Origin of the sequence: Halomarina rubra (assembly GCF_023699475.1) — an archaeon.
GTDB lineage: Archaea > Halobacteriota > Halobacteria > Halobacteriales > Haloarculaceae > Halomarina > Halomarina rubra.
On sequence record NZ_JALXFV010000002.1, the window covers coordinates 1 to 15,034 of the forward strand.

A 15,034-nucleotide genomic window follows, 5' to 3' on the forward strand; every position below is an offset into this window, starting at 1 on the left:
ACGCCGATAGATGAAATGCACTCAATCTGGCAGGAACTCCGGTGCTACATACGCGGCACGTGTCTACCAGCCGAATCAGCGTCCACCGGTGAGATACGAAGTCGAATACTGGCCGCCACTATTGATTCACAGAGAACGGGAGATCATGATTCATTCGTCGCTTCGGCTGGCGAATGCCCCCAGATTCTCCGTTGCCGAAATCTGCCACGACGACCACCCAGAATCCGTGATGGCGCTTTCGAGGACGTTTCCGTAGTCCCTGTCGGGCGGTGTTGGATGGTACGCCGTCCGTCCGTTTTTCGTTGAGCCATCGAACGAGAACTCGACATCGTACCACACCGGCTCGGTGAAGATGGTCTCGAAGGGTCTCGTTTCACCGGGGCTGACAGTCGTCATTGTCGTGGCGTCTACTGAGTGTGATCGTACTCAATCTCTCCGGTCGGCCTATAGCGCAGCATAACGACTCCAGTGGTCGATGTTTCGACGTTCATCAGTTTGAGGGCCGTGGGAATCGTCCCGTTGCTGAACAACTGCTTGCCGTCCCCGAGGACCAGCGGGAAGACCCAGAGTCGGAACTCATCAATCAGCTCGTGGGTGAGAAGTGTCTGAATCAAATCGGCGCTTCCTTGCACCAAAATCATCCCTCCACTCTCGTCTTTGAGGTCTCTCACAGCTTTGACGATATCGCCTTCGAGAAGCGTTGAATTGCTCCAGTCTACCGTCTCGAGCGTTCTGGAGGCGACGTACTTGGGCATGCCATTCAATTTCATCGCCAGTGGGTCATCGACTGGTTCGAAGTGGGGCCAATAGGAGGCGAAGATCTCGTAGGTCTTCCGGCCGAGCAACAGCGCCTCGGCCTCGGTCAACTGGTCGGTCACGACCTCTCGCATCCGCTCGTCGCTGTAGGAGTCCATCCACCCACCGTGTTCAAATCCCCCGTCGCGGTCCTCCTCAGGACTCCCCGGTGCCTGCATCACCCCATCGAGCGTAAGGAACGCTCCGACGACGAGCTTTCCACGTGATTGGTCCTGGCGGCCGTCAATCATATACTACTCTAACACACGGACAGGCGTTAACTATCTCTCCTTTGACACCCTCCGCTGTTTCTAGAGTCCCTTCCGCTCAGAACCACGGGAACTGTGATTGACAGTCCGTCCTCTCGGGCGTGTTCTCTCCGCTCTTGCTGCGACCACTACCCGGTATATTTTCCATCGCGAACCTATCTTCTCCTCACAGGACCCTCCCCTCGTTCCGAGTGAAAAGGCGTTGATAACTGCACTTGAGAGGACTCTACCACCTGTCTAACGATTCGATAATGGCGCCACCATACAGGGACATCCACACCCCTCGTGACGAGTGAAAACGCCCTGACCTCAAGCAACACCCCTCCTGTCAGTACTCTTCTTGGTGAAGTATGGAATCTCTCCCGACGATATGTGACTCAAGGCACATTTATGCGGCCGAGCCTCCTCGATTATCACATGTCTGACAATACTACTATGGGGAGTTCGCGCTGTCCAGTCTGTGGGCATTCGCCGTTACAAGCACTGTTGACCAGCAACCAATTTGAGTGTCTCAACTGCGGTGCTAATCTTTCGTAGTTCTAAACCTGATTCGGTCACTGGCCCGGCTGCTGGACTCGACCCTCGAAAAGCCGTCTCGGGGGCAAGCCCACATCTGCGGGCAATCAAATAATTTACATGAAGAAGGCTCTATATCCCTTTCTTACATTTCTAGTAAGATAAATGTTCGCTCCATTGTCGAGTGGTGCATGAACCCTCATCGTCTACAAAACGCCCGCTGCGTTCAGATCTCCGTGATCCGTGTATATTGGTCGTTGAGTGCTGCGGCGTCTTCTGGGAGCAGGGCAACGACCAGATGGTCAGAATACTCTGCGAAGTAATCGATGAGCGTCGCGATACGGTTCGAATCGATCGCCTCCAGTGAGTCCAATAAGACGAACGGCAGTTGCTCGTGGACGTCGTGGACGAGATAGCCAGCGAGTGCAAAGACTAGGCCAGTCACCTCTCGCTCGGATTCACTCAGGTGGTCGATTGTATCTTCGTAGGCAGTCTCCTCATCGCTGGTACGGACGACATGAAGCTCGAACACGGTTTGTGAGACCTTCCGACGACCCTGGCGCCGGTCTTCTTCGCGCCGCTCGAGCCAGATCCGGTCGAGATTCTGGTAGTCAAGTACGTCGAGAACCGTCGCCATATGGTCATTGAACTGCTCGACAGCCTGGTGTTCGAGACGCTCAATCCGAGTTCGAAGGTCGGAGAGTTCTTCACCGAGTTGCTCGCGTTCGGCTCGAAGCTCCTCGCGGCCCGAATGGCGGTCTTCGAGTGTCGACAGTTCCTCTGTGACGCTTTCGTACTCGCTCTCCAATCGCTCAAGTTCGAACTCGAGTTCGTTGGCACGACGATGGCGCTCCAGTAAGGTGTCGTCTCCACCCTGTTCGAGCGATTCGGCCGTCTCCTCCATCTCCTCGATGGTCTCGGTCAGCTCTGTTCGGCGTTCTCGAAGGCTCTCGAGAGTCGCTTCCCGGTCATCGCGCTCTTGGGTGAATCGTTCGATACGGTCGGCGAGCGACTCCTGCTTGTCTCGGTGCTCATTCACCGCCTTCAGTTGTGTCTGTGTCTCCTCGATTTCCTCATCAAGCGCTGATGCCTCGGAGAACTTCTCCTGGCGAAGTGACCGGAGTCGGTCGAGGGTTTCATCGATTGCCTCCTCATCGACCGCAGAGCCACAGGTCCAGCAGACAACGGTATCATCATCAAGTAGTTGGTCGGTCACCGAAGCTGCCGTGTCATCTCGAAGCGCCGCAGCTATCTCGGCGTCGATACCATCGAGCATCTCCTCGTTGAACTGGATGACGCTGAGGAGTTTGCTCATCTCCGCGTCGAGTTCCTGCTTGCGCTCTCGGAGCTGTTCGATGCGCTGTTCGAGCTGCTCGATATCGACATCGGGAGCGTCTATGTCGGCTTGCTCTGCCTCCAGTGTGTCGAGTTCCTCTTCGAGCGACGCGATACTATCCTGTTCCGTCTCGATGCGATACCGGACGGATTCGGCCTCGTTACGTACCTCACGAAGCTCCTCGAGATGTGTCTCAAGTTCCGATTGCTCTTCGCGCTCGGCTTCGACCTCACGGTCGATGTCGTCTATTGTCGCCTCCACCTCTTCGAGTGTCGCCTTCTTTTCGGCGATCTGCTCATCGAGGTCTCCACGTCGTCCTTTAAGCGTCTCGATGCGCTCGGACATTCCCTCGAGTTCTTCAAGTTCCTCTGTCAGCGAGCGTCGTCGTCGTTCTAACTGATCGATCTCGGCGTCGATACTGGCCGTGTCGATTGGCCGCATGATGATGTCATGGAGGTCCTCACTACGAGCAACGGCTTGCCGCGCCTCGTTGGACTCCAAGAGGAACGCGAACAGGTCAGCGACTGTTGAATCATCCAGGTACGGGTCGCCACCGTAGACGACCTCACCACCCTCTCTGGAGAGCGTCCGGGTGTAAGTCGCATCACCAACAGACAGTTCAACCTCGCCGTCACTCGCATCACCTTTCAACGAGGCCTGGTTGCTTCCTAAGACGGCCATGATCGCCTGAAGGAAGGAGGTCCGGTTCGTCGCATTCCGACCAGTAAGGACAGTCACACCAGGGGGCAACTCGAGTTCGGTCTCATCGATCCCACCGATGTTCTCCGCGTGAACCCGGACGGTCTCTCGGGTCCGCTGTTCCGTACTCATAGGTATTACTCAGGGGCGAGTACCAAAACCGTTCGGGGATTTGGTTGGGCAGATTGAGGCCGTCTCTTCACCAGACGGCCGTTGCAGTAGTCGTTGGACATTCGGGTCCATAACACACGTACCGCTGTTAGGGCGATGCCTCACAGTCACACGCGCCGTCTTCAAGCAGGGTGTCAACATCGAGTGTCGACCCGCATGCCGAACAGACCGCCTTGAGGTCGATGAACACGTCTAGCTCGCCCGATGCGAGTTCATCGCTGTCACGCAGCTGAGCGAGTTTGCTCTCGGTTACTGTCAACGTTCGATTTTTCAGCCGACGAATCGTCTCTCGGTCTCGTTGGAGTTTATTCGTCGTCTCCCGTTCATAGCTCGCCCCACGGACGTTCCGAAGGTACGTCCTGATGGCCTGATAGGATGCGAACTCGGTCATGAGCTGGTCGACGTCTACACCCGCCCGTTCGAGTCGCCGCCGTGTTTGAGTGCGCATTCCCTCACTGACCTCATCATCGGTGAGGAGGCGGTAGGTGTTCTCGACCTCCCCATCAAGTGTCTCGACGGTCGTCTGGTGCATCACCGTCTGGAGAAGTTCGTGGTTGAACGCTTCGGCGAGCTCACGGAGACTTCGACGCTCTGACCCACTTGCCGTCCACTCATCCTCCAGACGATGGCCTGTCTCATGGAGGTCGTACTTCTCGATGAGCCGCGCGACCTTCCCTCGGGACCCGCCAGAGCGAGGTGTTGCCTCCACTCCGTCAGAATCTGTCATTATCTTGAAAACGGAATAAGCAGGTAAAAAGTTTCGCACGTTCCGCTAGCGGGTGGTTTGTGATTAGTAAACGGAGCGATGGACTCCCCCGTTGCTCAGAGAGTCTTTCTGCGTGAATATGAAGCAACAAGTACGAACAACGGCGCTGGTGGCGTTCATGATGGGGATACAGCGGGCGGAGCGTGTGGCTATCTACTCGCTGGAAACGATTAGGCAGACAGCAGATGGGCTTCGATGGTCTTCGCTTCGCTGAAGACGAGGCCGGTCACGTCTTCCTCGAATCGTTTCCCGGAGAGTGACCCAGAGGTTCCAATGACACACAGCGCAGCGACCGCACGGTCCTCAAGGTCGACAATTGGGGCCGCGATACAGCGGCTCGAAACACCGAGTGATGGTTCAGTTCCAAGCGCGTATCCCTGATCACGAATCTGGCGGAGGGCGCTCTTTTGCTCGGAGGTGATGTCGTCTGATTGGAGATCAGGGCGGTGAGCGAGTATCGCGCGCCCCGGAACGCTCGTCTGGAGTGGCAGCCGTTTACCCTCGGTGCCGCCTGCGTCGTAGCTTCCCTCATCGACACTGTAGAGGACGACTGCTTCCTCTGCTTCTGCGACGACGAGGAACGCTCGCTCACCGGCATTCCCAGCAAGTGTTTCGACAGAAGAGCGTGCGACCGAGTACAGGTCAGAACGACGGCGAGCGTCGAGTCCCAGATTGAGGAACCGAAGCCCGACATGATACGCATCGTCGCGGCGAACGAGATAGCCCAGCTGTTCCAGTGTCTTGAGGTGCTTGTGAACCGCCCCTTTCGAAAGGTCCAGCTGATCTGCTAACTCCGTCGTCCCCGCCCCATCCAGGTTGTGAACGGCCTCGACAACTCTAAAGGCTGTTACGACCCCCTGCACAGTGTATTGTCCGTCGTTGGCGTATCGTTCATCCCCCATGGTTTACCAGTAGCAAACGCCTCGTATGTAATAAATATTGTTCACCTATTGTGTGGTCGATAGTTCTTTTTCCCACATTCGAGTGTCATCGTGTCCTTACCTACGACCTAGTCGGTGGTGAGTCAGTCGTCCACGGCCAACACCGTGGGCGTTCACACAATTCACAGAATTGTAAGGGGGAAGCTCACGACTTCTGTCGTGGGGTACTGCCCTCGATTTCATGTGCCATTGATTCTATGGGTCGAATCGTGACGATGTAGCTTCGTGAAGCCACACCACCATCTCGCAGAATTCCCGGTTCGCCCACGAGTAGTACGGGATGGCCGTGACATCGACCGTCTCCTCGTGTGTCCCAGCGACCGGTTGGTATGGGTCGTCACTTTCGTTAGCAACCCGGACCGCTGCTGATCCCGTGAGGGCGATGACGCCACCGAGTAGGTCGGGTCGTTCGACAGCCTCAAACGTCGACTCCGTATCAACGCGAAGCTGTGAGGGTGGATACGGGTTGTCCACCGCTTCAATACAGTAGACGATTGGCCCCCGAGCGAGAGCGACACGCGCCGTATCAGCACGAATCGCTGGGTGAGCACCCAAAGTCCGGATGCCCATCGGTAGGTGCAGGTCGACGGTGTCGCCGTCGTGCCACTGACGATCGATGTGTATGAACGCCTCGTCAGATGTGACGGGAACCGATTCAGCATCGACTGTGACGCGTGGATTTTCGCACCACCTGGGAATACGGAGACAGAGCTCAAACATGGTCGGAGTATCCAGTGTGACCGTGAGGGAAACCGTACCGCCCCATGGATAGTCAGTCTCGACCGTGATATCGACGGGCTCACCATCGATTTCAGTTTTGAGCTGGCTTTCTGCGTACTGTGTCACGTACACCGTCCGCTCGGCCTGAGAGAAGAGATAACGAGGGAATTCCCCGAGGAGTCGAGCGACATTTGGCGGACAGCACGCGATTCCTGGCCACGCCTCTCGGCGATACGACGGTGGCGAGTACGAGTGCCAGGCGTCCTCCGGGACCCGGGCGTGGGGATGGTCGCCACCAGTACACGCGAGGTGATTGGGGTAGAAAAAGCGGTCACCAGAAAGCGAGAGAGATGCGAGAAAAGCGTTGTACAGAACCCGCTCGACAACGTCCAAATACGTCGCCTCACGGGTGAGACGGAACATCGCCTGGCCCCAGCGGACCATGCCAACAGCGGCACACGACTCACAATATGACGTCTCGTTCGGCAGGTCGAAATCAGTCGTGAACCCCTCGTTATGATATGACGACCCGACACCACCGGTGAGGTACATCCGACGAGTCGTTGTGTTCGTCCAGAGGCGTTCGAGCGCCGCTGTGAGCGACTCATCGTTCGTTTCGCGGGCGACAGCGGCCGCCCCAGCAAACAGGTACATCGCCCGGACAGCGTGGCCTTCGGGCGTTGTCTGCTCGCGAAGCGGGCGGTGGTCCTGTCTGTGGCGACCGTCGTACGGCCCATCCGGGTGGACGTCCAGTTCGACCCCGATATCCTCGTGAGTCTCGACTTCCCAGGCCAGATACGATTTCTCGCGACCGCGCTCGTCGATGAAATACGACGCGAGGTCGAGGTACTCTGAGTCACCAGTCAGCTCGTACAGCCGCATGAGCGCGAGCTCGACCTCTGGATGACCTGGGTAGCCCTGGATACCATCTGGTCCGAACGTCTCGACGAGTAAATCTGCAAACTGGCAGGCGACATTCAGCAACCTCTCCTCGCCGGTTGCTGTGGCGTGTGCAACGGCCGCTTCGATGAGGTGACCGGCAACGTACAGTTCGTGGTCCTGCGTGAGGTTCGTCCACGGCTCGTCATCGCCCAGGAGAATATCGGTGACGAGGTAGCCGCTATCGGACTGGGCGGCGACGAGCTGCGAGACGACCGTTTCTACTCGCGATTGTGGGGTTGTGTCCTCCATGCTGTTCAGCAGGTAACTCGAGGCTTCGAGCCACTTGTGGACCTTCGCGTCACCGCCCCCGTCGACGATTCCTACATCGGGATTACCCCCAAGGCGGCGGAAGGCATCGAACCGACCTGACGTCTCCAAGTGGTCTGCGACGTGGTCAAGAGTCGTCTCCCCCAATCGTCGTCGCCAGTCCATCCAGAACCCATCCCGGAGTTCGACGCTTGAGAGAGCAACTGGGGCCGGCGTCGACACACGGTCTCGCATTATCCAGCGAGTCGCGTATGCGTCACGAAAAGTATTCGGGCGCTGGCGCTGGCGTCAGGATTCCCCTGACACGACTATCTTTTTTTCGAGTCGAGAACCCCGCCGTTTACGGCGAGGAGGAGGTCACTCGAGTTCGACGGTCACGCGGGCCATCGAGTACGGTTCTAACTCAAGCGCCACCTCGCCGTCTGTGACCTCGATAGTGTGCGATTCGGGGGTGATTCGCGTTGGCTCCGCACGCGTGTTCGCATCGTGCATCGAGTCACCGGTGAGCGTCGTCACGCTCGCTTTGTTCGCCGTCTCGTGGCCGTCGACAGCGAGCGTGAGATCCATCGCTTCCGACCCACTCGTCCGGTTGACGAGCATCACGATGAGTTCAGATTCATCGGGGGTGAGCGTCGCCATGGCGTCGATGGCCGGCACGTCGACCGGTTCGATCTCTCGGAACGTCGTCTCGGTGGAGATGCTGTCGGATTCAACAGTGACTGCGACTGGTGTTCCCTCGGCCTGTGCGGTCCCTATCTGCCGACCGTAATGACACGGGTTCGCCCAGACACGCTCGCCTTGTTTCCACAGGCCGCCACCGTGGTTGACCGTCGCCGAGTGAGTGAGCATCTCGACGAACTCGCCGGTCCGAATGCACTCGTGGCGGACACAGGCGTTGTACAGCGCCTCGCTGATGGTCACGGGGGTTGGCATCGTCTCCGGAGTGAGCGTCGCATCTTCATCGCCGTAGTCGGCGGCGTCGTGGCGACCCTCTCGGCCCGCTTCTTCTGCCCCGCTCTGAAAGTGTGCGAACAGTTGGAGCTCTGTGATGTCGAGTTTCGGGTCAGACACCCCTGCCTCTTCCATCCGCCCGCGCAGGTCGCGGAACTCCTCGCCCAACTGGTCAGAGAAGCCCATGAACGCGTGATACAGTTCATCTGGGTCGGTCGTCGCATCAACCTGCCCCCCTCCGAGGATGTGCTCGGAGATCGCCCGAACGTCGCTTCCCGCGCGTTCCAACAGCACGTCGTTCCAGTGGCCATCGCTGTTCGTCTCAAGCCCACATGCGGTCACCTCGATGGAGGGGTCAGTTTCCAACATCACTTCCCGGAATCGGAGGTACCGGTCGGCGTTTCCTGCGGGTGTTGTCCAGTTGACTTGCCACGGGCCATACAGCTCGTTCCCGATCTCCCAGTAGGTGATGTCGTACGGTTCGGGGTGGCCATGTTCAGCCCGTAGTGCGCCCATCTCGGTGTCGGTCGAGCCGTTACAGTACTCGACCCAGGCAGCCGCCTCCTCAGGCGTTCCGTCACCGGCGTTGACACAGATCGACGGTTCACAGCCAACGTGCTCACAGAACTCGATGAACTCATCTGTCCCGAATAGGTTCGGTTCCAGTCCGCTCCATGCAGGGTTGATGCGTTCTGGCCGTTCATCAACCGGGCCAACGCCATCACGCCAGTCGTACCCAGAGACGAAGTTCCCACCCGGCCAACGAAGCAGTGGGAGGTCGGACTCGCTGAGCAACGAGACGACATCCGGGTCAGCATGGCCAACGTGGTCATCCGGATACAACAAGACACGTTCGACGACGAGATTCGTCGCCTCCTCTGTTAGGAGTGAGACCTCATACACACCGTCGGGGTCGATGTCTTCCCCCGAGAGGTCGAACGTCCCCTCGTGGGTTTTCCACTCTTGGCCAACGGAGAGCGTGGTCTCACCGAGGGCGTCGTCACCGGTCGGCCCGAGCGTGAGACGGACCTGGGTCTCATCGGTCGCCCGAAGCTGGATTCGGAATTCATAGCCTCCAGTGCGATGGAGTGGGAGTCGCGTCTCCTGTCGAATCCCTGCCTCGCCATCACCATCGAGTTCGATTCGCTGAGCGCGGTTTCCAGCCGGCCCCGTATCGGGGCTGAACGTGAGCCCCTCGCCTACGGGAAGCCAACCGAACGCCAGCGCGTTCTGGTAGGCGTCAAGCAGTGCCTCCGAGTCGGTCTCTTCGGGATACGCATACGGGCGGCCGTGATTCTCGACTTCCTCTCGAATCCGCTCGAAGTCGTTCTCACTAACGAACCCACCACTTTGACGGCGGTCACCGGCCCGGAAATGCCACTCACCGAGCGTCGGATTGAACAGGATTTCCGCGTCCATGCCCTGATAGATGTTGTTCCCAAGATGCTCAGAGAACTTCCCGAACAGCATCGGTTCGACAGTGTGCGATGCACGGGATTCCGTATCGATGGAGACCCTCGCGGCCGAGGAGTCACCCGTCGGGGTGTGTGTGAAGAGGTCGCTATCGACCATATTCCAGCCGTTATGTGGCCGTCATCATGAGTGTTCTTGTATCGCAGACCTATCGCAAGCAACCATCGCCAAGGCTGGCTGTCAGTGTATCACCAAACCACACCGGAGACTGCTAAACTACTCACACCGCGACTACCAGATGCAAAATACACTATGGGATTCCCATACGTCGTAACGTGAGTTAGAGTCACCATTAAAATTATTAACCATCACTGTGGCAGTGTGCATGGAGTAGTTAGAGAGATGACGGAAGACCCAGCGGAGAAGACAGCTGAGAGTGTATCGAACGGGACGTCTGCAACGGCTGAATCAGATGATGAGCACGATGTCACTGAAACCACGCCTGTGCGACGCCGAACGGTATTGAAAGGACTCGCCGCCTCGGGTGGTGTGGGAGCGTTCGGTGCCGGTGCGCTCAGCGGTGAGGCGACGGCAGCCTCGACCACCCAGGAGTCCGATGGATGGTCGATGAAAGAACCCCAGATGTACACTCCCTGGACCGGGGACGTCGGGCCGGAGAACGCCCACCCCGAGTATCCACGGCCACAGATGGAGCGCAAACAGTGGCAAAATCTCAATGGCGTCTGGCAGTTCTCGGGCGCCTCAGAAGGGGAGGAACCTCCAATCGGCGAAGACCTCGATGAGTCGATCCTCGTTCCCTACCCGGTCGAGTCGGGGCTCTCGGGTGTCAAGCGCCACGAAACGTGGATGTGGTATCGCCGGGCCTTCTCGGTCCCGGATGAGTGGATAGTTCCAACGGCTCACTCGGACGAGGACGTGGAGAACAACCCCAACTCCCAGCGACTCCTGTTGCACTTCGAGCGAGTCGACTGGGAGGCGACCGTCTATGTTAACGGTCAAAAGGTGACTTCCCACAAGGGTGGGTACGACCATTTCGTCGCAGACGTGACGGATGCGCTCACCTCGGAAGGCGACCAGGAACTCGTCGTCGGTGTCTTCGACCCGACGAGCGTCAATTCGAAACCTATCGGTACCCAACCGAAGGGTCGACAGGGTGAGGGAACCGGCTACAAAGGCGAGGGCACACTCGAGATGACTCCCTCGTCGGGTATCTGGGATACCGTGTGGCTCGAACCCGTTCCCGATTCACACGTCACGAACCTGGATATGACGCCAGACCTGAGCGAAGACGTGCTTCGCCTCACGGTCGACGCGACCAACGAAGACGTGACGGCGGTGGCCACCGCCTATATCGACGACGAGAAGGTGGGTCGTGTCACCGGAGGGGTCGGCGAGGAACTCGAACTCCCCGTTCCCGACCCCCATCTCTGGTCGCCTGATGATCCCTTCCTGTATGACCTCAGAGTAGATCTCAGACGAGAGCAGGATGGAGAAGACGGTGGGAAGCTCCTCGACCGTGTCGAGAGCTACTTCGGAATGCGGTCGATTGGGAAGGAGTCCTATGGGAACACGGCACGGCCAACACTCAACGGCGAGACGCTCTGGCACCTCGGGACGCTCGAAAGCGGGCAGTGGCCAGACGGACTGTACACCGCGCCAACTGACGAGGCGCTTCGCTACAACCTCGAGGCGCAGAAAGAACTCGGGTACAATATGGTCCGGAAACACGTCAAGGTAGAACCGAGACGGTGGTTCTACCATGCCGACCAGTTGGGGCTACTCGTCTGGCAGGACATGCCCAACATGCACGAGGGCTTCGACACGCCTCCCCGCGACGAGGCGACCCTCGAGCACTTCAAAAAAGAGCTAATCGAGATGGTCACCGAGCACGATAACCACCCATCGATGGCGGTCTGGATACCGATCAACGAGGGGTGGGGGATTAACAACGACAACCTCGACTACCAGCGTGAGCTAACTGCGCTGGTTTCTGAACTTGACCCCGAACGCCTTGTTGACCCCCACAGTGGGTACGACGTCGGGTCGAACCACGACCCAGGTGTGGGCGACATCAAGGACGTCCATCAGTACGGAACCCCGTGGTACCAGATTCCCGAACCCGAACCCGACCGTATCTCTGCACTCGGTGAGTACACGTCGACGTCGCTGGTCGTCGAAGACCACCACTGGGGTGAGTGCGACAGTCCCTCCAGTGCCGAAGAGTTCGTCGCCCAGTACGTCGAACGGGTCGAGGCACTCGAGAAGTTCATGGTGAGCCGAAGCATGAGCGCATCAGTGTATACGGCCACGACAGGCCTTGAAAACGTCTGCAACGGCATCATCACGTACGACCGCGAGGTGGTGAAACCAACACTCGCTGATGATGGCCTTCGTCGAGTCCGCGATGCCCACGCAAGTATCATCAAGGCGTCGCGTGACCTGATGGGTAATGTTCAATTCGACTTCGACGTTCCTTCGACATATGACGTCTCTGATGGCGCAGAGCCGTTTGAGGTGACCGCGACGCTGATGAACCCCGAAAGCGGGAGTGACGTTGCTGTTGAGGACGTCGACATGCGTTTGGGTGGCCTGCCAGACAGTTGGACGATTACCCCAACGACCGAGACGTCATTCGAGTCGGTCGGTGATGGCGAGTCCGTCTCCGCGACGTGGGAAATCACGCCAGATTCGACTGCTGCTGGCGACATCGAACTCGACGGGACCATCGACTACGTCGTCAATGGTGAGCAATACCAGTACACCAATACGTGGGTGCTAAGCGCGGCTCGGCTCGTCTACTATCGCTATGAGAACTCGAATGCGGACAGTTCGAGCTACGACAACCCGTTCACGAATCACGGCGCGACATTCGACGACACAACGGCCGCTGAAGGCGACTACTCGCTGCAGTTCGATGGAACGGACGACTACATCCAACTCAACGACTTCGGGGAAGGCATCCTCCACGACGCGTTCACCGAGCGGACGTTCGAGACGTGGCTTGCCCCTGAGTCGACAAGTGGACTACAGGCGATCTACAGCGAAGGTGGCATCTACAACGGCATGGGCGTTCGCCTCAACGATGGCACGCTCCAAGCGAGCGTCGCCACCAATGGGCAGACAGTGACTGTCGACAGCGCGTTTGATGTGAGTGGTTGGACACACGTCGCTGCTGTCTTCGATAACGGCGCACTCCGCCTGTTCATCGACGGCGAACAGGTTGCTGAGAATCCCGATGTGGGGTACTCGCGAGTCCCCGGTCACGTCGCAGCAACCGCCATCGGCGGCTCGGTGACATCGAACCCATGGGGTGACGGTCGCGAGAACTTCTTCGGTGGAAATCTCGATGCGACGTCCATCTACACTGTCGCACTCTCGGCCGCAGACATCGCCGAGAACGCGACGCAGAACTGAACCCGATCAACTCGCTTTCTTTTCACGTGGCGATTTGAGCGTGCCGAGCCGGCCAAACGCACTCAAGCGGCCCCGACTCAGAGCGATTCATTCGGAGTTCGTCGCTTGCTCGCGTCAGTGTTCGAGGTGCTCGCTGGTCTCTTCCATTCGCTCGTGGTGAGTTCGACCATCAAGTGGATACGCACCGATTCGTTCAGCAAATGCCTCCCATTGCTCGCCGAGGTCCTCGACGATATCCGGGAACTCCGCCGAGCGGTCGTCGAGTTCGGTCCGGTCAGCATCCATGTCATAGAGTTCCCAGCGACCGTTCTCGCCTTTCGAGACGAGTTTCCAGCGGTCGGTTCGAACAGCTCGGTTCGCCTCATGCTCCCAGAACAGTGGCTTACGGTCGAGTCCCTCACCGTCGAAGGCGGGCCAGAGGCTCGTCCCATCGAGTGGGCGGATGTCTGTTCCATTTCGGTGGTCAGGGTATGTTGCCTCCGCGACGTCGAGGCAGGTCGCCATCACGTCGACGACGTGCCCAACATCGGTGATGAGGTCACTATCCGAGACGATGCCATTCGGCCAGTGGGCAATGAGCGGCGTTGCGATGCCACCTTCGTGCACCCAATGTTTGTAGCGTCGGAACGGTGTGTTGCTGAGATTCGCCCAGTACCGCCCGTAACTGGAGATGGGCGTCATATCGTGGCCCGCCTCGGCTTCCGCCCCCATCGGCCCGTCCCACCCATATGGTCCGCCCTCGGCACACCCACCGTTATCAGACAAAAACAGAAACAGCGTATCGTCGAGTTGGCCCGTTTCAGAGAGGGTATCGACGAGTCGACCGATGCCCTGGTCCATTGCATCGACCTGTGCTGCATAAATCGCCATCTTCCGGGCCATCTGCTCTTTGGTTTCTGTGTCGAGGTCGGCCCAGTCTTTGCTGTCACCGAGAGAGAGCGGCCACGCCGAGTCGATGATGCCCTCTTCGATGAGGCGCTCATACCGCGCTTGCCGGAGATCGTCCCAACCAGCCAGATACTGTGCTTCGTAGCGCTCGATATCCTCAGCCTTCGCGTTGAGTGGCCAGTGTGGTGCCGTATACGCGACATAAAGGAAAAACGGGTCATCCGCTTGATCGGCGTCGTGGTCGCGAACGAACTGTGCGGCCTCATCGCTGATGGCGTCGGTGTAGTAATAGCCCTCCTCGGGTGGGTCGAGACGGTCGTTACCACGCGTGAGGTCGCTCGGTGAGAAGTAGTTGTTCGCACCGCTGATCGTGCCGTAAAAGCGGTCGAAACCACGTTGCAGTGGCCAGTTGTGTTTCGAAGCATCTGCAGCGACGTACTCTGAGCGCGTCAGGTGCCACTTGCCGCTCATATATGTCGCATAGCCCTGCTCGCTCAGCACCTCGGGTATCGTCACACATTGATCGTTCAGGTCACCTGCGTACTCCTGTGTCCCAAGATCCTTCGCCGTCATCCACCCCATCCCAGCCTTGTGGGGGTACTGACCGGTCAACAGGCTCGCGCGTGTGGGACAGCAACGTGCGCAGTTGTAGAACTGGGTGAATCGCTGCCCATCTGCCGCCAATCCATCGAGAGTCGGCGTCTGAATCTCACTACCGTAACAGCCGATATCGGAATACCCCATGTCGTCGGCCATCACGAGAACGATGTTCGGTGCCGTCTCTCTCCCGTTACCGTGGTCGCTCGCCATACAAGCGCGATTCCCCCCGGTACCAAGAAGTTTGTTGGTGGATAGCACGATTTGAGCACTTCGTGTGCCCTCGATAGTCGGTGACGCTGCTCGGCGGTACGTTCTTTGTGCTACT

General features: G+C 58.4%; 9 protein-coding genes. 1 reads left to right on the forward strand and 8 read right to left on the reverse strand.

From position 1 onward, the window contains the following. Positions 1-150 precede the first annotated feature (150 nt). The 7 genes from M1L36_RS01225 to M1L36_RS01255 form a co-directional block, all read right to left on the reverse strand. Positions 151-396, reverse strand: coding sequence for a hypothetical protein (locus M1L36_RS01225; RefSeq protein WP_250871881.1), 246 nt, complete (start codon positions 394-396; stop codon positions 151-153). Between the two features lie 11 nt (positions 397-407). Further along, positions 408-1,046, reverse strand: a complete 639-nt coding sequence (locus tag M1L36_RS01230) for a dihydrofolate reductase family protein (protein ID WP_250871882.1) — start codon at positions 1,044-1,046, stop codon at positions 408-410. 760 nt (positions 1,047-1,806) lie between these two features. Then, positions 1,807-3,747: an archaea-specific SMC-related protein gene (locus M1L36_RS01235; protein ID WP_250871883.1), complete on the reverse strand. Its 1,941-nt coding sequence runs from the start codon at positions 3,745-3,747 to the stop codon at positions 1,807-1,809. A gap of 127 nt (positions 3,748-3,874) precedes the next feature. After that, positions 3,875-4,513 carry a rod-determining factor RdfA gene (gene rdfA, locus M1L36_RS01240; protein ID WP_250871884.1) on the reverse strand — a complete coding sequence of 213 codons (639 nt, stop codon included), beginning with the start codon at positions 4,511-4,513 and terminating at the stop codon, positions 3,875-3,877. 209 nt (positions 4,514-4,722) lie between these two features. Further along, the gene (locus M1L36_RS01245; protein ID WP_250871885.1) at positions 4,723-5,454 is read right to left on the reverse strand and encodes an IclR family transcriptional regulator; all 732 of its coding nucleotides are present in this window, start codon (positions 5,452-5,454) and stop codon (positions 4,723-4,725) included. Positions 5,455-5,688: 234 nt separating this feature from the next. After that, positions 5,689-7,656, reverse strand: a complete 1,968-nt coding sequence (locus M1L36_RS01250; RefSeq protein ID WP_250871886.1) for a glycoside hydrolase family 127 protein — start codon at positions 7,654-7,656, stop codon at positions 5,689-5,691. A 123-nt stretch (positions 7,657-7,779) separates the two neighbouring features. Then, entirely contained in the window at positions 7,780-9,945 is a 2,166-nt protein-coding gene (locus M1L36_RS01255) for an alpha-L-arabinofuranosidase family protein (protein ID WP_250871887.1), read from the reverse strand. A gap of 243 nt (positions 9,946-10,188) precedes the next feature. Between M1L36_RS01255 and M1L36_RS01260 the strand changes: the two genes are divergently transcribed. After that, on the forward strand, positions 10,189-13,221 hold the full coding sequence (locus tag M1L36_RS01260; RefSeq protein WP_250871888.1) for a LamG-like jellyroll fold domain-containing protein: 3,033 nt from the start codon (positions 10,189-10,191) through the stop codon (positions 13,219-13,221). 114 nt (positions 13,222-13,335) lie between these two features. On the opposite strand, the gene M1L36_RS01265 is transcribed toward M1L36_RS01260, so the two are convergent. Then, the gene (locus M1L36_RS01265) at positions 13,336-14,919 is read right to left on the reverse strand and encodes an arylsulfatase (RefSeq protein WP_305794312.1); all 1,584 of its coding nucleotides are present in this window, start codon (positions 14,917-14,919) and stop codon (positions 13,336-13,338) included. Between the last annotated feature and the right edge of the window lie 115 nt (positions 14,920-15,034).